We start from the raw sequence: 25,678 nt of genomic DNA on the forward strand, positions 1-25,678 counted from the left end.
GACTCCCATTGCCGAAGGCGCTTATGGTTAGCCTTGATAGGGGTAAAACGCTGCATAAACGCGACATGTAAGGCGTCCGTAAGACACGGGGTCTATTGTGTTAGCAAACAATTACTACACTGGAGACAAGCATGAGCGCTACAGAAAACCAAGGGCAGGGCACGGAACAGCAGGGACCAGGAGAGTCGCGCGTATTTGACCCATCGGCAGCGTTTGCCGCACAGGCAACGATTTCCGGCATGGACGCCTACCGCGCCATGGTGGCCGACGCCGAACGCGACTACGAAGGCTTCTGGGCCAAGCTGGCACGTGAAAACCTGAGCTGGAAAAAGCCGTTCACCCGCACCCTGAACGAAGACAATGCCCCATTCTACAAATGGTTCGAAGACGGCCAGCTGAACGTGTCCTACAACTGCCTGGACCGCAATATCGAAAATGGCCTGGGCGACAAGACGGCCATCATCTTCGAAGCGGACGACGGCACCGTTACCAAGGCAACATATAAAGAATTGCACGAAAAAGTCTGCAAGTTCGCCAACGGCCTGAAAGCCAAGGGCATCGCCAAGGGCGACCGCGTGATCATCTATATGTCGATGTCCGTCGAAGGTGTTGCTGCAATGCAAGCCTGCGCGCGCATCGGCGCCACCCACTCCGTGGTCTTTGGCGGTTTCTCTGCGAAATCCCTGCAGGAACGCATCATCGACGCGGGCGCCGTGGCCGTCATCACGGGCGACGAGCAATTGCGCGGCGGCAAAAAACTGCCATTGAAATCCATCGTCGACGAAGCGCTGGCGCTGGGCGGCTGCGACTGCGTGAAAAACGTCATCGTTTATAAACGCACGGGCAGCGACTTGCCGATGGTGGCCGGCCGCGACACATGGCTGCACGACCTGGTCGCAGGCCAGAGCGCGCAATGCGAGCCGGAATGGGTTGATGCCGAGCATCCACTGTTTATCTTGTACACCTCCGGTTCGACGGGCACGCCGAAGGGCGTGCAGCACTCGAGCGGCGGCTACCTGCTGTGGGCCGCGCTGACGATGAAGTGGAGCTTCGACATCAAGCCCGACGACGTGTTCTGGTGCACGGCCGACATCGGCTGGGTGACGGGCCACAGCTACATCGCGTATGGCCCGATGGCCGTGGGCGCCACGCAAGTGGTGTTCGAAGGCATCCCGACCTATCCGAACGCGGGCCGTTTCTGGGAAACCATCAAGAAGCACAACGTCAGCATTTTCTACACGGCGCCAACGGCCATCCGTTCGCTGATCAAGGCAGCCGATGTGGATCCGAAAGTCCATCCAAGCAACTACGACCTGACCAGCTTGCGCCTGCTGGGCACGGTCGGTGAGCCGATCAATCCAGAAGCGTGGATGTGGTACTACAAAAACATCGGCAGCGAGAAATGCCCGATCGTCGATACCTTCTGGCAAACGGAAACGGGCGGTCACATGATCACCCCATTGCCTGGCGCCACGCCGATGGTGCCAGGTTCCTGCACCCTGCCATTGCCAGGCATCATGGCCGCCATCGTCGACGAAGCGGGCCAGGACGTGCCGAACGGCCAGGGTGGCATTCTGGTGGTGAAACGCCCATGGCCATCGATGATCCGCACGATCTGGAACAACCCCGAGCGTTTCAAGTCCAGCTATTTCCCGGAAGAACTGGGCGGCAAGATGTACCTGGCAGGCGACGGCGCCATCCGCAACAAGGACACCGGCTACTTCACCATCACGGGCCGTATCGATGACGTGCTGAACGTGTCGGGCCACCGCATGGGCACGATGGAAATCGAATCGGCCCTGGTGGCCAACCCGCTGGTGGCCGAAGCCGCCGTGGTGGGCCGCCCGGACGACACGACAGGCGAATCGATCTGCGCCTTCGTGGTGCTCAAGCAAGCGCGTCCGACGGGCGAGGAAGCGAAACGACTGGCGCTGGAGCTGCGCAACTGGGTCGGCAAGGAAATCGGCCCGATCGCGAAACCGAAGGAAATCCGTTTCGGCGACAACCTGCCCAAAACCCGCTCCGGCAAAATCATGCGCCGCCTGCTGCGCGTGCTGGCCAAGGGCGAGACGATCACGCAAGACGTGTCGACCCTGGAAAACCCGGCCATCCTGGATCAGCTAAAGGAAGCGTCGTAATAGCCCAAGCAACATCCGGGGTCAGACCCGCCGGGTCTGACCCCAGCAGTTACTGGGTTGGGTGTTTCAAACTTTTACCCCTGGGTAAATAACTTTGGCAGTCCGTAGAATCTTTGCTATAATCTGCGGCTTCGCGACAAGCGATATGCAGTACACAATGTGAGCAAGCAAGACGCGCGCATTGCCTTCAGGAGAGATGGCTGAGCGGCTGAAGGCGCACGCCTGGAAAGCGTGTATAGGGTAATACTCTATCGGGGGTTCGAATCCCCCTCTCTCCGCCAAAGACGAAAAAGAAAAAGCTACCCTCGGGTAGCTTTTTTTTCGTCTGTAGGCGGAGAGAAGCACGCCCCCTGCGGGGCGTGCGCGGGGGATTCGAAGGGTCGGGCCTACCGGCCCGGCCCTCTCCGAATCTACTGACTGCTGCCGCTGCGCGGCAGCCCCGCGCGCCTACGGCGCGCGTTCGTGGTTCTAATTAGGTTTCGGCTGAGCAAGCCTCTACAGCGCCTAGCGCATCAATTCGTGTACAAATGGCGGATCAGATTCCGGTAGGTGGGAATATTTGAAAAAATTGCCATTTTGATACATTAATTCAGAAAAAACGATTATTTAACATAGGACTTCACCAATAGGCACTAGATCGATGTTTCATGTTGCACGTTGTGGCTACAATTAATTATCTGGGATGATTGGAAATCCGCTCATATAAAGTACAATTGTCACAATAAATCTTAGCTACTGAAGATAAAGATTAGATTAAGGATGGATTCAAATGCTAGTTAGTCAGCGTGATGATCACAAACGTAATTTTTCTCGAACACGCGATCTTGCCATTGCCTTAGCAGCAGCACTACCGCCCGCATCCTCTTTCCCTGAATTCGGACCATCATTGCTACGGTTTTACGCGGTAGAGTCTGGTTTGAAATTCTTGCTTAATAGGGTTGAGAAAGTACCATTTACCTACGAGGTAAGCGAGCATGGTGCCATATTAGATGCAACTCCAGGGTTCCCGGCAAAAGTCGAAAGCTATTCGCATGATCTAGTTCGGATGTTGTCGAGGCTAAAAGTATCTGCGGCAACTATCCCTATTCCATCGGGGCCATTCAAAGTTATTGGAGGCTACAATGGCGGACAAGAATTTGAGATAAAAGGCGCTCACGAAGCATGGCGATATGGGCTCAATACAGATCCATCAGATCAAGCAGCGCTTGAGGAGTTTTTGCAAAAAATTATCCTGTATATTGAAGGCGAAATATAATGAATACGACTGATTTATCAATTTTTCCAATTATTTCATGGATTGATGTTGCAAGACGGCTGGCTGAAATTCCAATGCAAAGTACTTTAGGTAATTCTTTGCGTAACACGCCTCCTCCCGAACTTATTGCTTCCGAAGTATTCTGGACAGGTCTGACACTTACTGTGGAAACAGCAGAAAGTATTCCTTTAATTAATGATTGGCTGAAAATTGTATTTGGTACGTGGATAGATTTTCAGAGTGGAAAACCATTAATTCGATTGGCTGGTCCTAATTCGAGATCATTTTTAAATGTAAATTATGATATTTCTGGTCCTATCCGATCCAAAAAAATATTTCGACCACAGGCGTCTCTTGAGGCAAACCGATCGTATTCAGTCGATTTTCCTGAGAGGAATGATTCATCTCCGACAGTTGTGGCATTTCATAGTGTGAAAGGGGGTGTTGGGCGTACCACAACTGCTATGGCATTTGCCCATAACATAGCTACAAGTTTGCCGTCTAAAGGGAGAGTGTTGCTGGTCGATGCAGATTTTGAAGCTCCCGGTGCAAGCTACCTATATCAAACACGTAAACCAGATATTAATATTTCTCTTGAGGATCTAATGGCAATTGCCCACGCTGATGCCTCTGATGATATGAATGAAACTATTGATTTTGTTGCTACACAAATGTTAGATCAGCGTATCGACGACATTTTTGTGTTGCCAGTTAAACGGTTGCTTGATGATCTTACTGGGTTTGCAATTAGACCTGAACATCTTGTAAATGCTCGCCGTAATCAACCTTTTCTTATTGTTGATCTTGTTAGAAAACTTGCCGAAAAATTGAAATGTCAAGTAGCTGTCGTTGATTTGCGAGCAGGACTGGTTGATATAGCAATTCATTTTTTGACTGATCCTACAGTTGAACGGGTTTTCGTTACAACATCTAGTGGACAATCAATTAATGCATTAAAAGGTATGTTGCGAACAATTGGTCTGACTGAAAGACAAACAGGTGAGGCAGGGCGTCAGCCATTTGTTCTTATTAATCAGGTTCCGCGTTCTCAATACGATGATCCGGTTTTCCGTGGGCAACTTCAGGCCCAGTTGGAAGCACAGGCAGACGTTGTTTTTCTACCGCCTAAGCTAGGTTCGTTGGAAGATGGAGTAGATGTAACTCCTGCCCGTGAAAGCTCACTTGCGTTTGGTTTTCACTATCATGTTGCAGAATTGGTCGCATCGGCGAATGACTGGAACTCTTATTTAAATGATCTTAAAAAAACAGGCTTCTCTCAATCTTTGAAGGATGAGATGGCAGGATGGCTAGAAAGCCGTCAAATAAACATAGTAAGTTTGAAAGATATTAGTCCAATTTCCGTAGCGCGGCCTGAGCGATCAGAAGCTTGTTCATTGCTTGCTAAATTCGCAAGTAAGTTGGAGTTCGCAGAGACTGCGGCCAATTTTGAACGCCCGCTGATTACTCCGCCATTGCAGAGGCTATTAAGTGACTTTGTGCATCAACCTCCGATTGCGGTTATCGAGGGGACTAAGGGTACTGGCAAAACACTCAGTTTTCGGTATTTGCTCGAAAATCAATCTTGGCGCAATGCCGCCGCAGTTACTCTAGATGATTCTGACGCTACTTTTGAAGGTCTTTTGCTTCCAATTCTTGGTTCGATTAACAGTTCAGATGGTATGCAGAAGTTAGTAGCAGATGGGCGGAAGCGCGTAGCTTTTGCATTGAAAAGTTCAGTAGTGACCACATTTTCTACAACTACAAGTGCTATACGAGACGGGATAAATGCCAAATTCGATATTAATCAATGGACCAATTTTTGGCTTGATTCCATAGCTAGTTCTGCAGGATTTAACAATTGGGAATTATTTTTAACGGCCGTTAAGGGGGCTCCAACTACTCGCCCCATTGCTTTGTTTGAAGGACTCGAAGAGGTTTTTGCTAACCCCTACACTGAGGTCGTTCAGGCAGATGCATTACGATCACTTTTGCGTGAAGTACCAATTCGCTTAAGGGAAGAAGCTGGGCGTCCTATTGGCCTCTTAATTTTTGCTCGTAGTGATATGGTTGAAGCCGTTATCGAACAAAACGTTCAGCAATTTCGTGCTTCATATCGCAGTTATGCGTTGACTTGGCTGGACCTTGACATCCAAGAATTGGCTGTTTGGCTTGTAAGTAATAGTCAAGCAATTCCTGGATTATGGTCTCCTGATTGGCGCCAACGTTCCGACGCGGAGCGTGAGATGGACTTGCAGAAAATTTGGGGTTTGAAATTGGGCAGTGATGTTAGTAAGGAAGCGCGTTCGACAGAATGGGTGATCGCTGTTCTTACAGATTTAACTGGTCGATTAACTGCGCGAGATTTAGTTAGATTTATAAACGAAGCTGCATTGGGGTCCCGTGATCAGCAAGCTGAAAATAGATTATTAACTCCAGGGGCAATGAGAAAAGCAGTTGAGTACACCAGCAAACAAAAAGTTGATGAGTATCCAAAAGAAGTTCGGGAGCTTTTGCCAATCTTTAATAAACTCAAGGCAATTCAAAATCTTACGACCCCATTTGATAGAATGGAGGCTTCGTCGAATGGAATTGAACCTCATGAGTTGGATATACTTGAGAAATACGGGGTTGCATACTCCGAAGAAGGAAGCTTTGAAGTGCCTGAATTATTTAGGATTGGCCTCAATATGAAACGTAAAGGCGCCCGGCCAAATATCATTAGTTTAACTCGCAAGGCACGAGAGAGAGCTAAGGCTTAAATGAAGTAAGGCTACATAGAGCAAATTTCAAGACTTACGTTAGCGCGACTCCCATCGCCACGAGTTCAAATATTCATCAATAGCGACGCTGAAGTCAGATCCGCCATTCGTATACGGGCTGCGGCATTGGGAACGGTAGATGCCCGCTCAGTCGAGAGCCTTGTTAAAACCAAGAACGCACGCCCACGGCGTGCGAAGCGGCACGCGCAGCAAGCAGCAGTTGGTCGATTCGAAGAGGGCCGGGCCGGCAGGTCCGACCCTTCGAATCCCAGATAGGCTATGAACTCATGCCGACAAAAATATAAAGGCTTCTACGGCACCCAAACATCAGTCCGTGCCCCCAATGGTAGTCCGGACCCTGGCCGCAGACTAGGCCACCGCCGACTTGCCCCGCGAGCGCGGTTTCGCAGCCACTGCTTTTTTTGAAGCCCCACCCACCGCCTCCCCCTTCCCAGACCCAACAACCTCCGCCACCAGCCGCACCCCAAGAGCCCCCAGAACGCGGGTCATGGTCTCCATGCGCGGCTGACTATTCGGGCGCAGCGCCTTGTACAGACTCTCGCGCCCCAAGCCCGCCGCCTTGGCAATTTCGCTCATGCCGCGCGCGCGGGCGATATCGCCAATGGCGGCGGCAAATATGGCGGCGTCGTTCGTTGCCAGCGCTTGCGTGATGTAGGCGGCCGCCGCTTCATCGCTGGTGATGTATTCCGCTGGATCGAAGTCCTCCAGATCCAGCCCTTCAAGGTCGGACAATGTGATGTTGTGCTCAGTCATGATGCACCTCCTGTATTTCTTCGGGCTGCCATTATTTTTTCGGGACTGCGGCAGACTTCTTCAGTTCTGTGACCATCTGCCTGGCCTTCTTGATGTCGGCAGTCTGCCTACTCTTGTTGCCTCCTACGAGCAACACGATCACGTACCCTTCAACTTCAATGAAGTAGACGCGCCAGCCTGGCCCTACATCAATGCGTAGTTCACGGACGCCGCCACCCACCGGCTTCACGTCACCCAAGCCATTTTCCAGCCGGACAATGTGCTGGGCAATGATTGCCCTTGTCCTGTCGTCCTTGATCTCGGACAGCCAGTTGCTGAAGTTCCTGGTTTTCTTGACCGTCTTCATGGAATCATTGTATTCATTCGAATACAGATACGCAATCAAATTTGCGTAACCATTATTCCCCCTCAAACCTTATCCCATCTCAACTGCCTCATAGTTTCCCCCATGTATCGTAAGCCTCTCCCACCAACCCCCGGAGAACCCCATGTCCTACGCCTACAGCAAAGTCACCGACCTGGAAAAAACCACCATGGTCGGCAACCATCAATGCGTCGCGCTGGTCCGCCACTACGGTGGCGCGCCTGCCACATCGGCCTGGAAGCAGGGTGAGGCAGTGCTGGGAAATCGCTTGCTGCGCAAGGGCACAGCCATTGCCACGTTTATCAACGGTAAGTATGCGAATCATCAGCAAGGCAATCACGCAGCCCTGTATATGGGACAGACCCTGGACGGTATCCTCGTCATGGATCAGTGGACGGGCAAGCGCCCGGGCATCGTGACTTCGCGCACCTTGCGCTCCAAAGGCCAGTACAAGAATGGCTTGTATGTCGATCCCAGCAACAATGCCGATGCTTTTTTCGTCATCGAATAGCGGAGTGCTCATGCAACTTAAACGTTTGTTGAGCGGTGCCGCCTGCTGTATTTTTTCTTTGTTCGCGCAGGGTACCATGGCCACTTCGCTCGCCTGCCCGGAGAGCGTGCCTGCGACATCGATCAGCTTGAATGCCGTACCGGCTGGCTGGACGCCGTATATCGACAGTCCGCTCTATCTGAGCGCTGCAGCGCCCATCGATGGCGCCCCGGAGCGCAGGGGGCAGCTGGTACCGAGCGGGGAGCGCAAGAAGAAAGGGCACACGGCGCTCAGCTACCGTCTGCAAGGCCGCTATCCAGACGGTAAATGGTTGCAATGCAGCTACGGCGCGCATGGTGAGATAACGCTGTCGAGACGCATGGACGACAGTGTCAGCCTTTGCGAATTCACCTACAGGAAAGGTAGCAAGGCCGGGCAGAACGAGATCGATATCGATTGCCGGTAAGTGATTTTGGTAGCGGCGCTATCGCCTGGCGCAGATGCAGGCATCCTTACGATTTGCTATCGAGCTTTTCAAGGTCGAGCTGAACCAATGCCCAGATGCCCCCCGCATGCTCAGGATTTGCCTGCAGGGCTACAATCTTGCTTTGCGTGATATCCACGGGTTCGCCCAGTTCCAGCAGTGTCTCGATGTGGCTGGTGATGGCTGCCCGGACGTTGTTGAGCACGAGTGGACGCCTTGGATGCCGGGGACGTTCACGCCGTACCCGCTAGCGGCATCTTTGAAAATGACAACGGGGATATGCATGACTGCTCCCTGTGATTGAGTTGAGCGTGTAGTTCAGCATAGTCCTTGCGAGACCAGGGTTCAAATGCAATAAAGATCGCGGAAGCGGTTTTTGTACTTAACAAGCAACCCGCCAATTCGCGCCAGCGGCCATGCATGTCGGCTTACGCGTTCCGCTAAGCCGACCTACGAAGCTGACATTACGCAACGTCCAGACGCAAAAAACCCGCCGAAGCGGGCTTTCTCACTCTACAGTCAAGCCAAAAGCTTAAAACTGGTTCATGGTGTTGTCTTTGCCAGCCGCCTTCAGCGCCGCTTCGCCGCTGAAGTAATCCTTGTGATCGTCGCCGATGTCCGAGCCGGACATGTTTTGATGTTTCACGCAGGCGATGCCCTGGCGGATTTCCTTGCGCTGCACGCCGGCCACGTAGCCCAGCATGCCTTGGTCGCCGAAGTATTCCTTGGCCAGGTTGTCTGTCGACAAGGCTGCCGTGTGATACGTCGGCAGGGTGATCAGGTGGTGGAAGATGCCGGCTTCGCGGGCCGAGTCGGCCTGGAAGGTGCGGATCTTCTCGTCGGCGGCGATCGCCAGTTCCGTCTGGTCGTATTCCACGCTCATCAGCTGGGCGCGGTCGTAGGCGGACACGTCCTTGCCTGCCGCTTTCATGCCGTCGAAGATTTGCTGGCGGAAGTTCAGGGTCCAGTTGAACGACGGGCTGTTGTTGTACACCAGCTTGGCGTTCGGGATGACCTTGCGGATTTCACTGACCATGCCGCCGATCTGCGCGATATGCGGTTTTTCCGTTTCGATCCACAGCAGGTCGGCGCCGTTTTGCAAGGAGGTGATGCAGTCGAGCACGCAACGCTCTTCGCCGGAACCGGCGCGGAACTGGAACAGGTTGCTAGGCAGGCGTTTTGGACGCAGCAGCTTGCCTTCGCGCTTGATGATGACGTCGCCATTGCCCAGCGCGTCGGCCGACACTTCTTCGCAGTCGAGGAAGGAGTTGTATTGGTCGCCCAGGTCGCCTGGTTCATTCGTGACGGCGATCTGCTTGGTCAGGCCGGCGCCCAAGGAGTCCGTGCGGGCGACGATGATGCCGTCGTCCACGCCCAGTTCCAGGAAGGCGTAGCGGATGGCGCGGATCTTGGCCAGGAAGTCTTCGTGCGGCACCGTGACTTTACCGTCCTGGTGGCCACATTGTTTCTCGTCGGACACCTGGTTTTCGATCTGGATGCAGCAGGCGCCCGCTTCAATGAACTGTTTTGCCAGCAAATAGGTTGCTTCGGCATTGCCGAAACCGGCGTCGATGTCGGCGATGATGGGCACGACGTGGGTGACGTGGCCGTCGATCTTGGCCTGGATGGCTTGCTTGTCAGCACCTTGCGCAGCGTCCAACTGGCGGAACAGGCCGCCCAGTTCGCGGGCATCGGCCTGGCGCAGGAAGGTGTACAGCTCTTTGATCAAGGCCGAGACGGCGGTTTTCTCGTGCATCGACTGGTCAGGCAGCGGGCCGAACTCGGAGCGCAGGGCGGCGACCATCCAGCCGGACAGGTAGAGGTAGCGGCGGTCGGTGCTGTTGAAGTGCTTCTTGATCGAGATCATCTTCTGTTGACCGATGAAACCATGCCAGCAGCCCAGCGACTGGGTGTACTTGGATGGGTCCGCATCGTAGGCGGCCATGTCGTTGCGCATGATCTTCGCCGTGTAGCGGGCGATGTCCAGGCCGGTCTTGAACTTGTTCTGGGCGCGCATGCGGGCGGCGGACTCGGGATTGATGGCGTTCCAGGCGCTGCCTTGTTGGTCTTTCAAACCGGCAACAGCTTTGATGTCGTCTTGATATTGGGACATGTGAATCTCCTAAAAAGAAAAGCAATGTTTGAGAAAATCGCCGAGTGCGCCACAACGTCTTGTCGAAGCAAACTGCATGACTAAATAGTAGGCCGATTGGCGACGATGTTCAAGTCTTATATAAGACATATAACTTAAATTAAGTCTTTGTTTTACAACGACTTAATTTATATTTTTCAGGATATGAAATGAATTTTCAAAAAGTGAGAGAAGTAATTGCTGAGTCCGGCGCCTGAAATTCCGCGATGTGAAACGTCTTTTCAGAATTTGGTGCAGCGCGACAAATCGGGACGAAAAAAACCACCCGAAGGTGGCGCAGAAGCAATTTTGTTTTAATATTATGTTCCGATTGTGAAAGGTAAAGTCAGCAATGCAGATGAACGGTATGGATCTGCCCGTCGAGTATGTTGCTTTTGCAGCAATATATCGGGAGGCGGAAGGATTTTGCAATTTGAGACTGAAGGAAGAGCTCGATTCTTTCGGTAACGTCTTGCAGGCGGAATTGGCTCACATCTATACGGATGTCGTCGAATTGAGTGCCCAGACAGCGAAGCTTGGCGTGTGTTTCGTAGGTGATGGCTGCTATGGGGAGCCTGGAAGTGTCAGTGCTGAGCCGGGAGCCATGCCGGACATTATTGATTTTACAGAAATCATCTGTTTCGGCATGGCCGGTGACGGGAGTCCATTCTGTTTCGACTACAGAGGGGGCCGCAGCGCGCCCTCTGTCATCTTGTGGGACGATGACTACTGGCGAAAGATTGCAAACTCCTTTGAAGACTTCCTGTTGCTATTTTCTAGATAGCTTACCGGGGCAGTTGCCGCAGCGCACGAGGCAAGCCCGTGCGCTGCGCGGATCTAGCGTCCCACGGTCTGCCGCTGATCCTTGATGAACAGCGCCGTCAGCATGCCCACCACGCACACGCCGATCACGTAATAGGCGGGACCCAGCACGTTGTTCTTCAGCATCAGGGTCACGACCACGGGTGTCAAGCCGCCGAAAATCGCGTACGACAAGTTGTAGGAAAACGACAGTCCCGAGAAGCGCACCTGCGCCGGAAACGCTTGCACCAGCACGTAGGGCACGGCGCCGACGACGCCGACGAACAGGCCCGTCATTGCGTACAGGGGCAGCAGCAGGTCGGGGCGGCTGCCGACGGTGGTGTAGAAGAGATAGGTGGAAATGGCCAGCAGCACGGAACCGACGAAGATCACGCGCTTGCCGCCCAGGCGGTCGGCCAGCATGCCGGCGATGATGCAGCCGAAAGCCAGGCACAGCGTGGCCACGGTATTGGCGACGAGGGTGGTGCGCGGCGCGATGTGGTGGATCTTTTGCAGCAGGGCCGGCGTCATTAAAATGACGACGACGATGCCGGCCGACAGCATCCAGGTCAGCAGCATCGATACGACGACGGCGCCGCGGTGGCTGCGCAGCACGGATTTCAACGGCATTTCCGTGGCCAGCGCCTTGCGCTGCTGCATTTCCGCAAACACCGGGGTTTCATGCAGCCAGCGGCGCAGATACATGGCGCCAAAACCGAAGATGCCGCCCAGCAGGAATGGATAGCGCCAGGCGCCCTCGGTGATTTCTGCCGGCGTGTAGACGGTGTTCAAGCCCGTCGCCACCAGCGAACCGAGCAGGATGCCCACGGTCAGGCCAGCCGTCAGCACGCCGCAGGCAAAGCCCGTGAAACGGCTGGGTACGTGTTCGGAGACAAACACCCAGGCGCCCGGCACTTCGCCGCCCACGGCCGCGCCCTGGAAGATGCGCATCAACAGCAACAGCAGCGGGGCGGCCAGGCCGATGGTGGCATACGTCGGCAGCAGGCCGATCAGCAATGTCGGCACGGCCATCATCAGGATCGACAGGGTGAACATGCGCTTGCGGCCGAGCAAGTCGCCAAAGTGGGCCATGACGATGCCGCCCAGCGGCCGCACGACGTAGCCGGCGGCGAAGATGCCGAAGGTTTGCAGCAAGCGCAGCCATTCCGGCATTTCCGGCGGGAAGAACAACTGGCCGATGGCGTTGGCAAAGAAGACGAAGATGATGAAATCGTAGAATTCCAGCGCGCCGCCGAGGGCGGCCAGCGACAGGGTCTTGTAGTCTTGTTGGGTGAGGGGACGGCTTGCGGCGTTGATGGCGGCGGTGTCGGAAGTAGGCATGTGTCTCGTTCTTGTGTGTTATCGGAGATTGCCAGACCTAGCATACGCATTTCCGCCGCGTGAGTAAATGCGGGGGATACGGGCAGCCGCCTCAGCTGTGCTTAATACAACGCCGCTATCATCAGCGTTGACTTCATTGGAAAGGACACACAATGCACATCATGATCGTGGGCGCCAGCCGGGGCCTGGGACGCGCGCTGGTGGATGGTTTGCTCGCTGACGGCCATGCCGTCATCGGCGTATCGCGCCAGCGACCTGCCGACTTGCCCACCGGCCAAGGTACCCAGCTGCAATGGATAGAGGCTGACCTGGCGGCACCGGCCGAGGCCGTTGAACGCATCGCGCGCGAAGCACCGGCAGCATTGGACGCGGTCATCTATAACCTGGGCGTGTGGGAAGAAAAGGCGTTCAGCGACGAGTACGCTTTCCTCGACGATGCGGACGACACCATCGTCGACATGGTCAATACCAACATCACGGCAACGATATTGCTGCTCAAGCGCCTGGTGCCGCGCTTGCTGGCCAGCGGCAAGCCGCAGCTGATACTCACGGGGTCGACGTCCGGCCTGCGCCAGAGCGGCCGCCCGGAAGTGACGTTCAGCGCCTCGAAATTCGCCCTGAACGGCATCGCCGACGCCTTGCGCGAAGGTTTCCGCGAACAGGGACTGGCTGTCACGGCGCTGCAACTGGGCTACCTGAATACCTACGATGGCTTGTCCGTGCCGCTGGCGGACGCCGCCGCGCGGGGCGAAGGCGAGCTGATACCCGTGCATGACGTCGTTGCCGTCGTGCGCATGCTGCTGAGCCTGTCGAATGCCTCGTTCGTGCGCGAACTGGTGATGCCGGCGCTGCGCGACGAGCGCTTTTAGGCTTTACGCCGGAAACAGCGCCCCGGCTTGTCGCATGTTGGCGGGCGTGGCGAGCTGGGGCAGCGCTTGCCGCGTCAGCCGGTACAGTGCTTCCTGCGCCTGGGTGCACGTGAATTCCACCTGCCGCGCCAGGGTGTGCATGTCGGGCGCCAGCCGTGATACGAGCAGGTTTTGCGCATCGAAACTCAGCGCCTGGGCGCGTTCTTCGCCTTTAATTAGCAGCGTCGTCAGGGAGCGCAGCATCTGTGCAAAGCAGGGGATGGTGATGGCGTAGACCGACATGGACCTCCTCAAGTAAAGGGGCGAGAGCAATACTGGCATGATGCCCGTGCCAGCCGGGTTTCAGCGTGCCGCTTGACCATGCTACAGTCCGCCATTGCCGCCAGCCCAGTGCGGCGCTCCCTGGATCAAGATTGATGCCTACCTGGACTTCCCCTCCCCAACTCGTCGCCCTGGCCGCCTTTTATGCGCAGGCGCAAGCCCGTCCTGAAACGCTCAGTGATGCTGTCTTCCTGGACAATGTGAAAAGCGCCCACTGGCCCACCAATTGCTGGAGTTACGTGGAAGCATCGTTTGCCATCATCGCGCCCGCCTGTCTGCTGCGTCCGCATCTGACCGCCGAGCTGATCGCTTTCCCCATCGACGCCATGATCGCGGGCGGCCTGGAGGATGCAGGGCAAGTCATCGCAATCGGCCTGGCCTGCGCCACGCGCGACGTGCCGTATGTGGAGGTAAGCGCAGAGGGCAGGCGCTGGCTGACGCAGGTGTGGCCGGGACTGGGGGAGATGGTCGAGGCCGTGTTTCAGGCCAGGTTGCAGGAGGCGCTGGCGGAAGACTAAGCAAGCTGGTGCTTGACCTGGAAAGCGGGTTTGCGTTAGGGTATACGTAACTACTTACACATATCCCGATCTCATGTCCTCCAACTTGCAAACCTACGGCTCCCTGATGCTGGCCAGCCGCCTGCGTCGTCTTTCCGATCAACTGTATGCCGGCGTCGATACCAGCTATCTGGCTGCCGGCGTCGAACTGACGTCGCGCTGTTTCCCCTTGTTATTGCTGCTACGCGACAACGGTCCCACGGCGATCACGGCCCTGGCCGCGCAGATCGGGCAGACGCATCCGGTAGTGGTACAGCTGGGGCGCAAGCTGCTCGATGCGGGCGTGGTAACGGAGATGCCGGACGCCAAGGATGAGCGTCGCCGTCTGCTGGCGCTGTCCGACGCGGGGCAAGCCTTGCTGCGCGACATGGCGCCGCTGTGGGACGATGTGCGTGCGGCCGTCGATATGGTCTTCGAGCAAGGCACGCCGCAGTTGATGGCCAGCCTGGACCGGGCGGAAGCGCGTTTGCAGGCGCAAGGCTTTGGCGAAACGATCGCCGCCTGCCGGCGCCAGCGCGAGCGGGCCGCCGTGGAGATCATCGATTACGCCGACCCATATGCACCCGACTTCAAGCGCCTGAATATCGCATGGCTGGAGCGCTATTTCTATGTCGAGGCGCTCGACGACAAGGTGCTGTCCGATCCGCAACGCTCGATCCTCGATGACGGCGGGCAGATCTTCCTGGCGCGCCTCGATGGAAAAATCGTCGGCACTTGCGCGCTGATCCGCGCCGATGACGCCAGCATCGAATTGTCGAAGATGGCCGTCACGCCAGAATGCCAGGGCCTGGGCATCGCGCGCCGCCTGATCGAACGGGCCTTCGACGCCTTCGAGGCCAGCGGCGCGCAACTGCTGTTCCTGGAGTCGAACAGCAAGCTGGCGCCTGCCATCCGCCTGTATGAAAGCAGCGGCTTTGTCCACGTGGCGCGGCCGGCCGGCGACGCGCATTATCAGCGCGCCGACGTCTACATGGAATGGCAGGGCAGGTCGCGTAGTTGAACACCCCATCGGCCGTCTCCCGCGTTACAATACGCGCACCCATAACGGAACTTAGGTTCCACTATTCGAGACGCCGCCGCCGCATGCCTTCCTTCCCGATGCCCTTCCCGCAGATGATCGTTCCCCCGGAACCCACCCAGGCGCGCAGCAAGCAGGCGTTCGAGCGCCTGCTGCAGGTCGGTGAACAGTTGCTGGCGGAAAACCGTTTCGATGAAATCGGCGTGGCTGACCTGGCGAAACTGGCGGAAACCTCGGTGGGCACGTTTTACCGTTTGTTGGGCGACAAGGACACCCTGAGCCGTTTGCTGCTGCAGCGCTTTTTTTCCGACATGGTGGAAAAGGTCGAGACCCTGACGGAGCTGCGCCAGTGGGAAGGGCGCAGCCTGGAAGAGTTCATCCGCGCCATGGTGGCCATGTTCGTGGCCGTGAATGGCGGGCGCAGCGGCGTCTTGCGGGCCTTGATCACGCGCGCGTCGCAGGATGCGCAATTTCGCGACAGGGTGCACCAGATCAATCATCTGATCTCGCAACGCACGGTGGCCGTACTGGCCAGCAAGTCGTCGAGCATCCGTCACCCGAATCCCACGCAGGCGATGATGGTGGTGCCGCCCGTGCTGCTGGGCATCCTCAACCAGCACACCCTGACGGGTTCGCTGTCCTTTTTGTCGGGCGCGGCGCTCGAGGATGAACTGGTGCGTGTTGCTTTAAATTACCTGACTTGAACTATTTAGCGATTTAACTTGAAATCGGAATTCGGATTCCGTATTATGTTTTCCAACAGCAGGAAAACATATTCCTGCACCTGAACACAAAGCATGTTCAACAGCAAGGAGACAGAATGCGGCGTCACACGACATCCGATGTTCCATTGCATTACCTCGACCTCGGCAAGCAGCAGGGCGAGCCCGTGTTTTTGCTGCACGGCCTCGGCTCCTGCGCCGAAGACTGGCGCCCGCAGATCGACGCTCTCGGCAGCAGCTATCGCCTGATCGTGCCCGACCTGCGCGGCCATGGCGCCAGTCCCGCGCCCAACGGCGACTGGCAGATCGGCGACTTCGCCAACGACCTCTTCAATTTGATGGATCAGCTCGACGTGCCGCGCGCGCACATCGTCGGCTTTTCCCTGGGCGGCATGGTGGGCTTGGAAATGGCCAACCGCGCACCGGGCAGGGTGGCCAGCTTGTGCCTGATCAATTCCCAGCCGTTCCAGGGCAGCAAGCCGGCCGCGCTGCTGTTTGCCTACTGGCTGCGCCGCACGGTGATCGCCACCTTCGGCCTGAAAGCCATGGGCAAGATCATCGGCAAGAAATTGTTTCCCGATCCTGCACAGCAGGCGCTCGTCGAGCGCTTCGCCACGCAGATGGCCGGCATGGACAAGCGCGCCTACCTGGCCGCGCTGGACGCCATTTTCCACTGGGATATCGATATTCACTTCCAGGCCCTGGCCATGCCCGTCCTCATCATGGCGGCCGAGCAGGATTACACGCCCGTCGCCAGCAAGCGGGCTTTTGCCGCACAGTTTCAGCAGTGCGAGATCGAGATCATCGCGAACTCGCGCCATGCCACGCCCCTGGACCAGGCGCAGCGTGTGAATACCTTGTTGCAGTCCTTCCTTACCATAAATTCAAAATAAACAGGCCACTCGCCGCACGGGACGAGGGCCGGGAAACAGTCATCGCAGGGCAGGTGCTCGCATTGCGCGCGCCGGTACCGTGACGTCTTGCGAATCTGTAAACCGGTCGTCTTCCCTGGCGGTCAGCAAGCCTGACATTGGAGACGCTATGAAACTTGCTTTGAAATTGATGCCCGCCGCCCTCGCCGTTGCCGGCGCCTTTGCCACCCAGGCCCAGGCGCAGGAAGCCATCCCGGCCACTGCTGTCAGCGCCCAGGAAGCCAGCGACGCGAAAGAACGCATGGAAACCGTGACGGTCTCTGCCCGCCGCCGCGAAGAGCGCCTGCAGGACGTGCCGCTGGCCGTCACGGCGTTTTCCGCCAAGGCACTGGAGCGGGCGAATATCCAGAACCTGGCCGACTTGCAGGAGCGCGTACCGAACCTGACCGTGTACGCCTCGCGCGGCACGAACACCACCCTGACGGCGTTTATCCGCGGCGTGGGCCAGGCTGACCCCGTCTGGGGCGTGGACCCGGGCGTGGGCATTTATTTTGACGACGTCTACATGGCCAGGCCGCAAGGCGCACTGCTCGATGTGTTCGACGTGCAACGCATCGAAGTGCTGCGCGGCCCGCAAGGCACCCTGTACGGCAAGAACACCATCGGCGGCGCCATCAAGTACATCTCGCGTCCGCTCGCGAAGGAAAACGGCGCCTCGGCGGAAGTTGGTATCGGCAACTACAAGCAGCGCAACTTCAAGGCCGCCTTCAACCTGGCCAACGAGAGCGGCACCTGGCGCGCGCGCCTGGCCGCCGCCAAGCTGGACCGCGACGGTTTCGGCCGCAACACGTTTAATGGCGAACAGGTCAGCGACCAGGACAGCACGGCCGCGCGCCTGTCCGTCGGCTACTTTCCGCAAGACATCCCCTTGACCGTCGTGCTGAGCCTGGACGCCACGGACGACAAGTCCGGCGTGCGCGGTTTCCAGCGCATGGGCGTGAGCGCCTTCGACCCGCTCAAGCGGCCCGCCAGCACGGATGCGTATGACATCCAGAGCGGCATGCCGGGCAACAATTTCACGCACAACCGGGGCGGCTCGCTGGTGGCCAATTACACCTTGTCGAATGACTGGTCTGTCAAAGTGATCGGCGCCAAGCGGCGCAGCACGTCCGAGCAAACCATCGACTTCGACGGCTTGCCGCAACCGATTGCCGACGTGTTCGGCGACTCGCGCGACGAACAGAAGAGCCTGGAATTGCAGGCCTCGTACAGCGGCGACTATGGCGCCGGCGTGATCGGACTGTACCGCTTCGAAGGCACGGCCGGCGGCGGCATCTACAACAACTTCCTGGGGCGCCAGTTCACGGCCGCCGTCAGCACGGTGGAAACGGACAGCACGGCGCTGTACACGGACTGGACCTGGCCGCTGGGCAAGGTGTGGAGCATCAATGCGGGCTTGCGCCATACGCGCGAGGAGAAACGCGCCATCGTGCTCAACCGCGCCTTTGCCGACGTGGGCTTTACGCGGCCCATCCAGACGGCGGCCGACTTCGACAAGTCCTTGTCGGTCAGCAATACCTCGCCGAAATTGTCCGTGCGCTACGAAGCGTCGAAGACGACGAATTTCTACAGCAACCTGTCGCGCGGCTTCAAGTCGGGCGGCTACAACGTACGTGCCAACAACCTGGTGGTGCCGGACTCGGCGCGGCCATACAAGGATGAAAAACTTGACGCGCTGGAAGTGGGCATGAAGTACGCGGCGCCAGACGACACGTTTGACGCCAACGTGGCCCTGTTCTACAACCGCTACAAGGATATCCAGTTGTCGGTATTCACCAGCTATGTGCAGCCGGGCGGCGTGCCGGGCTTCTATGGCGACTTCACGAACGCGGGCAAGGCGACCGTGAAAGGCGCCGAGTTCGAATTTTCGTGGCGGCCCAACCGCCAGTGGGAAGTCAACGGCTTCCTCGCGCTGCTCAATGCCAGCTATGACGAGTTCATGAGCGGCGGCAAGAACATTGCGGATACGCAAAAGTTCAGCAATACGCCAGCCCGGCAAGTGGGCTTGAACCTGACACGCACGGACCGCGACGTGTTCGGCGGCGCCTTGCGCAGCATGGTCGGCTATGGCTACCGCAGCAAGGTCTATCCGACCACGGACTTGAGCGAAACGCTGGCGCAGGGCGGCTACAGCATCTGGACGGCTGGCGTCGTGTGGGAAGCGCCGAAGAACTGGACCTTCAGTCTGCATGGCAGCAACCTGGGCAATAAACGCTACCGCACGGATGGCTACAACATTCCGGCCGTGTTCATCCTCGACGGTTTCTACGGCCCGCCGCGCCAGATCATCGCCAAGGCTGGCTACAAGTTCTAAAAGGTTGTTGAAGTGCCAGCCTGGTTAGCGCCAGGCTGGTTTGTTGTCGCTGTTTTCGTCCTTAATAACAATCAGGAGACTGGCATGGCACATCTGCATCATCAACTGCGTCACTTCTTATCTGCACTCATCGCCGCCTGCGGCTTGCTGGCCGCGCTGCCGGCCGCAGCCGGACAGTGGGACTTCGGCCTGTACGCGAGCCTGTGGGGGACCCGCGAATACCAGGTCTGGTTACCGAGCAATTACAACGCCAACACGCCGCTGCCTGTCGTGCTGATGCTGCACGGCTGCGGTTCCGAGCCCAACAGCATGGCTGCCGTCAGCCGCTATAACCAGCTGGCGGACAGCGAAAATTTCATCGTCGTCTATCCGCGCCAGAACGCCACGGCCAACCCCATGCGCTGCTGGAATTTCATGTTGCCGCTGAACCAGGAACGGGGCACGGGCGAGCCGGCCGTGCTGATGGGCATCTTGAACAAGGTCAAGAGCAAGTATGCGGTGCAGGACAGCCGCGTGTATGTGACGGGCATCTCGGCGGGCGGCGCCATGGCGTCCATCATGGCCGCCTGTTATTCCGACGTGTTCGCCGCCGTGATGGTGCATTCGGGCGGCATGTACAAGGGCGCCATCGGCATGCTCACGGCCGCCGATTCGCTGCTCAACGGCAGCTCGTTCGATCCGAAAGTGCGCGGCAAGGATGCGTGGCGCTGCTCCGGCTCGCCGCGCCGCCTGATGCCGACGATGGTGTTTCACGGCACGTCCGACATCGTCGTCAATCCCGTCAACGGCGAGCAAACCATCGAGCAATTCCTGCAGACCAACGACTATGGCGACGATGGCCTCGACAATGACAGCGTGCGCTACCGTGCCGACAGCATCGTGCGCCAGACGGTGCCCTACGGCCGCAGTTACGCCATCGACACCTATCTGCACAACGGCGCCGTCATCGCGCAAAAATACACGGTCGAGGGCATGAACCACGCGTGGAGCGGCGGCCCGCCCGGCTGGCCATTCAGCGATGAGCTGGGCCCGGACGCGACTGTGATCAGCTGGAATTTCTTCAGGAATTACCAGCGCTGATGGCGTTAGGGAATTTGCAGCTTGGACAAAGCACCTATTATGCTGTTCAAGACCCGCCCTGCTGGCCAGGCGGCAAAGGTTGACGGAAGTAGTGGGAACCTTGGCGGGTTCTTACTAAATATCAAGTATTTCCCTGCCATCCCATGGCATTGTCGGTTCTCCAGCTTGATTCGATGCAAGTGCGAACGAGGAGAATGCCATGGACGGTGACGAGTCGATATCGGGTGCCGAGCGACCGCTGCGCCTGCGCCTGGGTGTTTCGCCCAAGGTGCCTGCCGGCGTGCTGATACCGCAGCGTATCGCCGGCAGCGAGGCCATCTGTGGCGGCATCGAATACCGCATCTTGTGTGTCTCGACGCATGCCGACTTGCCGCTCAGTAGTTTGATTGCCTTGCCCGCGGCTATCGATATCGTCACCGATCAGGGGCAGCTGCGCAGTATCTGCGGCATCGTCACGCAAGCCAGTGCCGGCGACAGCGACGGCGCGCTGGCCAGCTACCAGCTGGCGCTGACGGACGCCTTCGCCATCATGGAAAAGCGCTGCAATACGCGCGTCTTCCGGCGCCTGACGGATATCGAGATCGTCAAGACCTTGCTCGACGAATGGATACGCAGCAATACCGTGCTGGCGCACGCCTTCCAGTATGCGTTTGCCGATTTCTTTGAGGCGCAGACATATCCGCAGCGCGAATTTGTCATGCAGCACAATGAGTCCGATGCGGCCTTCGTACGGCGCCTGCTCAAGCGCAATGGCGTCGCCTGGTTTTTTCGAGCCGAGGGCAATACGGATGTACATACCGAGCCGGCGCATACCCTGGTGCTGTTCAACCATGCCGATGGCTTGCGGAAAAACATGGCCGATACCGTGCGCTATCACGCGGACCGCGCGACGGAACAGCGTGACACCTTGACGTCGTGGAGCGAAGTGCGCAAGCTGCAGGCGGGCAAGGTGACGCGCCATAGCTGGAATGAAGAACATCCGCGCGCGCGGCCGTTCATGACCGCCGATGCCCTGGGACGGGGGACGCAGGGCATGCATGGTAATGCGATTGCCGCCACGCTCGATGATTACCGCGTGCTCCCGCCGCGCGCGGGCATGGATCATGATGCCTTGTGTCAGCTGGGCATGCTGGCCATGCAGCAACACGATTACGAGAGCCATTGTTTTCATGCCGAAGGCAGCGTACGCGACCTGTGTCCGGGTGAATATTTTACGCTGACCGAGCATCCGGACGTTGACGCCTTGCCAGCGGCCGCGCGCGATTTTGTCGTCACGTCGCTGCACGTGGCGGCGCAAAACAATTTACCCAGGGAGCTGGCCGCCCGGGTGGCGCGTTTGTTTGCGCGTAACCGCTGGCTGGCCGATGAGGCATCGCTGCCGCAGCGCGAACTGGCGGCTGCCGTGGACGGTGGCCCCTTGCGCATGCATATCGAACTGACGGCAGTGCGGCGCGGCGTGGCCATCGTGCCGGCCTACGACACGCGCAGTGATTTGCCGCCAGTCACCATGCAAAGTGCCATGGTGGTGGGGCCGGCGAATGAGGAAGTCCATTGCGACGCGATGGGCCGGGTCAAGGTGCGCTTTCCCGCCACGCGCAAGCTGGACCACGAGCATGCAGGCGGCACGGGCGCCTCCGACACGGATGCCGATTCGGCCTGGGTGCGCGTCGCGTCGAGCTGGGCGGGAAACGGACCTGGCAGTATGCAGCAATGCGGCTATCTGGGTTTGCCCCGCGTCGGCAGCGAAGTTTTGCTGGCCTTTCTGGGCGGAGATCCGGACCGGCCCATCATCGCGGGACAGTTGTACAACCATAATGCGCAGCCGGTTGCCTTGAGCAAGGTGGGCGACCTGCCCGGCAACCGTTATTTGTCCGGCATCAAGAGCTGTGAGATCAAGGGCACGCGTGGCAACCAGCTGCGCTTTGACGATGTGCACGGGCAAATCAATGCCCAGCTTGCCAGCGATCATGGTTCCACCCAGCTCAATCTGGGCTGGCTGACGCAGGACCGGCGCAACGGCCAGGGCGATGCGCGCGGCGAGGGCGCCGAGCTGCGCACCGATGAGCAGCTGGCCATGCGGGCGGGCAAGGGCATGCTGATTTCGGCCTGGAAGCGCCTGAATGGCGAGGGTAGCCACATGGCGCGCAGCGAATATCTGGGCCTGATGGAAAACTGCCTGGAATTGTTCCGCTCGCTGGGCAGCTATGCCGCCACGCATCAGGCACTGGAGCAGGAAGACCAGGCGCAGCAGGAATTGCAGCACAGCTTGAAAGGCTGGGAGGGCGGCAGCAATACGCAGCCCCGTGCCGAACTAGGCGGTGCGGCGGCGATTGCCGTCACGGCGCCTGCCGGCATCAGCTTTGCCAGCTCGAAAGCTATCGTCAGCTATGCCGTCAGCAATATCGATACCGTGGCGCAGCAGCACCTGCAAGCGGTGGCAGGCCAGCGCTACAGCGTGAATGCGGGCAAGGGCATCTCGTTGTTTGCCCATGCGGATGGCATCCGCGCCATCGCCCATCATGGCAAGTTCCTGCTGCAAAGCCAGCATGACGACATGGACCTCAACGCGGCGAAAAATTTGAAGCTCACCGCCAGCGAAGGCAAGCTGACGGGCATGGCCGATGAAATCGTATTGATCTCCAAGCACGGCGCTTTCATCCGCATCGCCGACGGCATCACCTTCGGCAGCAAGTCGCCGCTGAACTTCAATGCGCCCAATTTCATCTTCAATGACCCGCAAAGCATGGAGGTGCAATTGCCAAGCTTTGCCGAGGGCAAGGCCGACCAGCAATTCATCTTTCAATATGAAGGCGACGACAGCGCCGTCGATGGCGTGCCGCAACAACCGCAGTTGGCACCGCAGGCGCACTTTGCCGTGGAGCTGGGCGATGGCTCGTCGGCCAATGGGCGCAGCGATGGAGGCGGCAAGACGGACGTGCTGGAGCGCGCAGCGATGCACCTGGCCGCCATCGAAGTTTTCAACAACAAGGATTGATGACGCCAGGAGAGTGCGATGGGCAGCTATCCGAAAGTACCGTACGTGGTGGGCGAGGAAGTGGCGCTCCTGCATTGCGAACGCAGCGTGTGCAAGAAGGTGAAAATACGCCGCAACCTGCCGGGCAATATCATCGTCATCCATGGCGTCAACGATGTGGGCGTCAGCTACAAGGCGGTGGAGCATGGCTTGTGCGAGGGCTTGACGAAAAGGCTGGGACGCGGCTTTACGCCAGCTTCTTACCGCATGCCTGTGGCAGCGGACAAGGACAAGCTGGAAGATGACCCCGATGCCGTTTTCTTCAAGCGCACGATCGCCAAGGACACCAACAGCCCCGTGATTCCCTTCTATTGGGGCTACCGCGAAGTTGAAGGTAAGACGACTACCATCCATGGTCAGTTCGTTGACCGTTACGGCAACCGGCTGGACAAGGATCTGTCGAAGGAAGGTGGGCCGTTCGGCAACGCCACCAGCAGCTTGCCCGACATGTGGCGTCCGGGCATGTATGCGCCTGCGGACCCCATGGGCGATGCCTTGCGGCCACTGAAAACGGCGCCCGGGCGCATGTATATGGTGCTGGCGGCGCAGCGGCTGGCCGCACTGATTTCCATGATCCGCGATTACGACGCGGATGATACCGTCAGCATCGTTGCGCACAGCCAGGGTTGCCTGCTGTCGCTGCTGGCGCAAGCCATGCTGATGGAGAAAGGGTTGGCGCCAGCCGATAATTTGATACTCACGCATCCGCCGTACAGCCTGGTGGATAGCCTGCCTCTGTTGATGCGAGGTGCTGCCTGGTTCGATGGCGGTGAGGATGCGGCGATGAAGCCCTATTACCATTTGCTCAGTGGTGCGCAGACCATGGGAGCGCGCCTGAAGACATTGGTGAACATAGTTTCCGGCGTGGCGAAGGGCAACGGCCAGGCTTGCCAGCCGCCGTTTGCCGAGCTGAAGAAGGACGAACATCGCGGTATGGTCGGCAGCCGCTGGCAGAGCGCCGACGACCGCGACAACCGCCGCAAGGTTTATCTGTATTTTTGTCCTGAAGACATGACGGTGGCACTCGATAACATCCAGGGCATAGGGTGGGATGGCGTGCCCGATCATGCACCGGGAAGTGAATTGGTGGAAGAAGAGGAGACATCCAGTCTTGATGGGTACAGTATTTCCTCCGGTCATACCAAGATGGTGGAACACAAGCAGGTACGCGGCGCTCTGGTGGAACTGGGTGGCAGATTTTATCAGCGGGTATTCAGCAACAAGATCCGGCTGGATCCGGCCACGGGAAAGACCACGGTGTCGTTGGTAGGCAAGCCGCCACCGTTTGACTTTCCGTTGCGCCTGTCGACGGAAACGGAGCAATCGCACGTGGAGGTTTCTCTGCGAAAACACCGCGCACAACATCAAGCGGTGGCCTGGCCTGTCAATACCCGGTTGAGCAAGACGGAGCAGCGCAATGGCATTCGAACTATCACGGGCGAAGCATTGAAGCTGCCCGTAGCCGCCGACTTGCGCGGCACATCGCAAATCGATCCGGAGAATATCCCGGCTACGTCCATGATGAGAAATCGTCCTGTTGCCGATCAGGGACCAGCGGAAGAAGTCGATCCTTGCGATGCGTCAGTGGCACCGACCAGCGGGAGCGGCATGCAGCTACGCAGCGAATTTCGTCCTGATCCTGGCGGTTATCAAAAGTTTCCCGAACGGGCAGAACACCTGAATCTACGAGAGCTGGCATTGATGACGGCAAGCTACAACAAGGAAAAAGGACTGGACGTGAAAGACAAGCTGGATCAACGCGAAATTGTCTCGGCGCAACGCTACCCTGACAGCAATGTCGTGGCGAAAATTCAGGAAAGCCCGAACGAGGCGCGCTTGCGCTGGCAGCGGGAAGTCAGTGCCAAGTCTTTCCACAGTTCCATTATCGGTAGCGCGAAAAATCATAGCCAGGTGACCGCGTATGACGTGGCGATTGGCAGCGGCAAGGCGTCGTCGGATCCACAGTTTTATGCGTATCTGTGCGCGGTGGCGGATTGGCGGGTGAAGATTCTGAAGAAAGGTGAGCAACCGAGAGACGGAATACTATTAATGCATCGATTTCGTGCTTTGTATTCTTCTTATCTGGATGTTGAGCCAGCATGGCGGCAATCCATTATTGAAGGAAATATTGGCTATTACAACAGCGGAAGTTTACCTGCAGGACTTCCATTGCTGTCGGGCGCCTTATGGAAGATTGTCGTATCGCAAACAAAAAATATGAAAGTAGTGGCTGAAGAAAAGGTAAGTAGCGTGTCCAAGACGCATCGATAACAGCTTACTTGGACTGATTGTGC

The 25,678-nt window shown here is 57.7% G+C and carries 21 protein-coding genes and 1 tRNA gene; 16 read left to right on the plus strand and 6 right to left on the minus strand.

What is annotated here, in order from left to right; genetic code table 11:
• Positions 1–131 precede the first annotated feature (131 nt).
• The 4 genes from acs (at position 132) to FG13_RS29655 (ending at position 6,152) form a co-directional block, all read left to right on the plus strand.
• Positions 132–2,138 carry an acetate--CoA ligase gene (gene acs, locus FG13_RS24600; protein ID WP_035825236.1) on the plus strand — a complete coding sequence of 669 codons (2,007 nt, stop codon included), beginning with the start codon at positions 132–134 and terminating at the stop codon, positions 2,136–2,138.
• A 190-nt stretch (positions 2,139–2,328) separates the two neighbouring features.
• Positions 2,329–2,419, plus strand: a tRNA-Ser gene (locus tag FG13_RS24605).
• A 488-nt stretch (positions 2,420–2,907) separates the two neighbouring features.
• Positions 2,908–3,393: a hypothetical protein gene (locus tag FG13_RS30230; protein ID WP_152598852.1), complete on the plus strand. Its 486-nt coding sequence runs from the start codon at positions 2,908–2,910 to the stop codon at positions 3,391–3,393.
• Positions 3,393–6,152 (plus strand): KGGVGR-motif variant AAA ATPase, encoded by a 2,760-nt coding sequence (locus FG13_RS29655; RefSeq protein WP_081922698.1) that lies wholly within the window; start codon positions 3,393–3,395, stop codon positions 6,150–6,152. The genes FG13_RS30230 and FG13_RS29655 overlap by 1 nt, the downstream gene beginning before the upstream one ends.
• 369 nt (positions 6,153–6,521) lie before the next feature.
• Here the strand turns inward: FG13_RS29655 and FG13_RS24615 are convergent, their stop codons facing one another.
• Entirely contained in the window at positions 6,522–6,926 is a 405-nt protein-coding gene (locus FG13_RS24615) for an addiction module antidote protein (RefSeq protein ID WP_200880311.1), read from the minus strand.
• Positions 6,927–6,957: 31 nt separating this feature from the next.
• Positions 6,958–7,272 (minus strand): type II toxin-antitoxin system RelE/ParE family toxin, encoded by a 315-nt coding sequence (locus FG13_RS24620; RefSeq protein ID WP_035825241.1) that lies wholly within the window; start codon positions 7,270–7,272, stop codon positions 6,958–6,960.
• Between the two features lie 142 nt (positions 7,273–7,414).
• On the opposite strand from FG13_RS24620, the gene FG13_RS24625 reads away from it, so the two are divergent.
• Both FG13_RS24625 and FG13_RS24630 read left to right on the plus strand, forming a co-directional pair.
• Positions 7,415–7,801: a BPSL0067 family protein gene (locus FG13_RS24625; protein ID WP_035825244.1), complete on the plus strand. Its 387-nt coding sequence runs from the start codon at positions 7,415–7,417 to the stop codon at positions 7,799–7,801.
• 10 nt (positions 7,802–7,811) lie between these two features.
• Entirely contained in the window at positions 7,812–8,246 is a 435-nt protein-coding gene (locus FG13_RS24630; RefSeq protein WP_035825247.1) for an STY0301 family protein, read from the plus strand.
• Positions 8,247–8,292: 46 nt separating this feature from the next.
• Here FG13_RS24630 and FG13_RS29660 read toward each other — a convergent pair whose 3' ends face one another.
• Together FG13_RS29660 and FG13_RS24640 are read right to left on the minus strand one after the other, a co-directional pair.
• Positions 8,293–8,469, minus strand: coding sequence for a type II toxin-antitoxin system HicB family antitoxin (locus FG13_RS29660; protein ID WP_081922699.1), 177 nt, complete (start codon positions 8,467–8,469; stop codon positions 8,293–8,295).
• A 327-nt stretch (positions 8,470–8,796) separates the two neighbouring features.
• Positions 8,797–10,377, minus strand: a complete 1,581-nt coding sequence (locus FG13_RS24640) for an isocitrate lyase (protein ID WP_035825249.1) — start codon at positions 10,375–10,377, stop codon at positions 8,797–8,799.
• Between the two features lie 376 nt (positions 10,378–10,753).
• Here FG13_RS24640 and FG13_RS24645 point away from each other — a divergent pair, with 376 nt between their 5' ends.
• Positions 10,754–11,179 carry an SMI1/KNR4 family protein gene (locus FG13_RS24645; protein ID WP_161784209.1) on the plus strand — a complete coding sequence of 142 codons (426 nt, stop codon included), beginning with the start codon at positions 10,754–10,756 and terminating at the stop codon, positions 11,177–11,179.
• Positions 11,180–11,232: 53 nt separating this feature from the next.
• Here the strand turns inward: FG13_RS24645 and FG13_RS24650 are convergent, their stop codons facing one another.
• Complete coding sequence (locus FG13_RS24650) at positions 11,233–12,537, minus strand: MFS transporter (protein WP_035825254.1); 1,305 nt, start codon at positions 12,535–12,537, stop codon at positions 11,233–11,235.
• Between the two features lie 152 nt (positions 12,538–12,689).
• Between FG13_RS24650 and FG13_RS24655 the strand changes: the two genes are divergently transcribed.
• Positions 12,690–13,406 carry an SDR family oxidoreductase gene (locus tag FG13_RS24655; protein WP_035825256.1) on the plus strand — a complete coding sequence of 239 codons (717 nt, stop codon included), beginning with the start codon at positions 12,690–12,692 and terminating at the stop codon, positions 13,404–13,406.
• Between the two features lie 3 nt (positions 13,407–13,409).
• Here the strand turns inward: FG13_RS24655 and FG13_RS24660 are convergent, their stop codons facing one another.
• Positions 13,410–13,688, minus strand: a complete 279-nt coding sequence (locus FG13_RS24660) for a DUF1993 family protein (RefSeq protein WP_051959413.1) — start codon at positions 13,686–13,688, stop codon at positions 13,410–13,412.
• Between the two features lie 134 nt (positions 13,689–13,822).
• On the opposite strand from FG13_RS24660, the gene FG13_RS24665 reads away from it, so the two are divergent.
• From FG13_RS24665 to FG13_RS24700, 8 genes are all read left to right on the plus strand, one after another.
• Positions 13,823–14,245: a hypothetical protein gene (locus FG13_RS24665; RefSeq protein ID WP_035825260.1), complete on the plus strand. Its 423-nt coding sequence runs from the start codon at positions 13,823–13,825 to the stop codon at positions 14,243–14,245.
• 73 nt (positions 14,246–14,318) lie between these two features.
• Positions 14,319–15,284 carry a bifunctional helix-turn-helix transcriptional regulator/GNAT family N-acetyltransferase gene (locus FG13_RS24670; RefSeq protein WP_035825262.1) on the plus strand — a complete coding sequence of 322 codons (966 nt, stop codon included), beginning with the start codon at positions 14,319–14,321 and terminating at the stop codon, positions 15,282–15,284.
• An 83-nt stretch (positions 15,285–15,367) separates the two neighbouring features.
• Positions 15,368–16,006: a TetR/AcrR family transcriptional regulator gene (locus FG13_RS24675; protein ID WP_035825265.1), complete on the plus strand. Its 639-nt coding sequence runs from the start codon at positions 15,368–15,370 to the stop codon at positions 16,004–16,006.
• 116 nt (positions 16,007–16,122) lie between these two features.
• Positions 16,123–16,917 (plus strand): alpha/beta fold hydrolase, encoded by a 795-nt coding sequence (locus FG13_RS24680; protein ID WP_035825268.1) that lies wholly within the window; start codon positions 16,123–16,125, stop codon positions 16,915–16,917.
• Positions 16,918–17,065: 148 nt separating this feature from the next.
• Positions 17,066–19,270 (plus strand): TonB-dependent receptor, encoded by a 2,205-nt coding sequence (locus FG13_RS24685; RefSeq protein WP_035825270.1) that lies wholly within the window; start codon positions 17,066–17,068, stop codon positions 19,268–19,270.
• An 84-nt stretch (positions 19,271–19,354) separates the two neighbouring features.
• Positions 19,355–20,350 (plus strand): extracellular catalytic domain type 1 short-chain-length polyhydroxyalkanoate depolymerase, encoded by a 996-nt coding sequence (locus tag FG13_RS24690; RefSeq protein ID WP_051959419.1) that lies wholly within the window; start codon positions 19,355–19,357, stop codon positions 20,348–20,350.
• 199 nt (positions 20,351–20,549) lie between these two features.
• Positions 20,550–23,345 carry a type VI secretion system Vgr family protein gene (locus tag FG13_RS24695; RefSeq protein ID WP_035825272.1) on the plus strand — a complete coding sequence of 932 codons (2,796 nt, stop codon included), beginning with the start codon at positions 20,550–20,552 and terminating at the stop codon, positions 23,343–23,345.
• An 18-nt stretch (positions 23,346–23,363) separates the two neighbouring features.
• Positions 23,364–25,655, plus strand: coding sequence for a T6SS effector phospholipase Tle3 domain-containing protein (locus tag FG13_RS24700; protein WP_035825275.1), 2,292 nt, complete (start codon positions 23,364–23,366; stop codon positions 25,653–25,655).
• The last annotated feature ends 23 nt before the right edge of the window (positions 25,656–25,678 follow it).

The sequence above is a fragment of the Janthinobacterium sp. RA13 genome, assembly GCF_000745325.1.
GTDB classification, from domain to species: domain Bacteria; phylum Pseudomonadota; class Gammaproteobacteria; order Burkholderiales; family Burkholderiaceae_D; genus Janthinobacterium; species Janthinobacterium rivuli.

Bases quoted from the DNA above. Each gene is read 5' to 3' on its own strand.
- acs (WP_035825236.1), top strand. From the start codon at position 132: ATGAGCGCTACAGAAAACCAAGGGCAGGGCACGGAACAGCAGGGACCA.
- FG13_RS30230 (WP_152598852.1), top strand. From the start codon at position 2,908: ATGCTAGTTAGTCAGCGTGATGATCACAAACGTAATTTTTCTCGAACA.
- FG13_RS29655 (WP_081922698.1), top strand. From the start codon at position 3,393: ATGAATACGACTGATTTATCAATTTTTCCAATTATTTCATGGATTGAT.
- FG13_RS24615 (WP_200880311.1), bottom strand. From the start codon at position 6,926: ATGACTGAGCACAACATCACATTGTCCGACCTTGAAGGGCTGGATCTG.
- FG13_RS24620 (WP_035825241.1), bottom strand. From the start codon at position 7,272: ATGAAGACGGTCAAGAAAACCAGGAACTTCAGCAACTGGCTGTCCGAG.
- FG13_RS24625 (WP_035825244.1), top strand. From the start codon at position 7,415: ATGTCCTACGCCTACAGCAAAGTCACCGACCTGGAAAAAACCACCATG.
- FG13_RS24630 (WP_035825247.1), top strand. From the start codon at position 7,812: ATGCAACTTAAACGTTTGTTGAGCGGTGCCGCCTGCTGTATTTTTTCT.
- FG13_RS24640 (WP_035825249.1), bottom strand. From the start codon at position 10,377: ATGTCCCAATATCAAGACGACATCAAAGCTGTTGCCGGTTTGAAAGAC.
- FG13_RS24645 (WP_161784209.1), top strand. From the start codon at position 10,754: ATGAACGGTATGGATCTGCCCGTCGAGTATGTTGCTTTTGCAGCAATA.
- FG13_RS24650 (WP_035825254.1), bottom strand. From the start codon at position 12,537: ATGCCTACTTCCGACACCGCCGCCATCAACGCCGCAAGCCGTCCCCTC.
- FG13_RS24655 (WP_035825256.1), top strand. From the start codon at position 12,690: ATGCACATCATGATCGTGGGCGCCAGCCGGGGCCTGGGACGCGCGCTG.
- FG13_RS24660 (WP_051959413.1), bottom strand. From the start codon at position 13,688: ATGTCGGTCTACGCCATCACCATCCCCTGCTTTGCACAGATGCTGCGC.
- FG13_RS24665 (WP_035825260.1), top strand. From the start codon at position 13,823: ATGCCTACCTGGACTTCCCCTCCCCAACTCGTCGCCCTGGCCGCCTTT.
- FG13_RS24670 (WP_035825262.1), top strand. From the start codon at position 14,319: ATGTCCTCCAACTTGCAAACCTACGGCTCCCTGATGCTGGCCAGCCGC.
- FG13_RS24675 (WP_035825265.1), top strand. From the start codon at position 15,368: ATGCCTTCCTTCCCGATGCCCTTCCCGCAGATGATCGTTCCCCCGGAA.
- FG13_RS24680 (WP_035825268.1), top strand. From the start codon at position 16,123: ATGCGGCGTCACACGACATCCGATGTTCCATTGCATTACCTCGACCTC.
- FG13_RS24685 (WP_035825270.1), top strand. From the start codon at position 17,066: ATGAAACTTGCTTTGAAATTGATGCCCGCCGCCCTCGCCGTTGCCGGC.
- FG13_RS24690 (WP_051959419.1), top strand. From the start codon at position 19,355: ATGGCACATCTGCATCATCAACTGCGTCACTTCTTATCTGCACTCATC.
- FG13_RS24695 (WP_035825272.1), top strand. From the start codon at position 20,550: ATGGACGGTGACGAGTCGATATCGGGTGCCGAGCGACCGCTGCGCCTG.
- FG13_RS24700 (WP_035825275.1), top strand. From the start codon at position 23,364: ATGGGCAGCTATCCGAAAGTACCGTACGTGGTGGGCGAGGAAGTGGCG.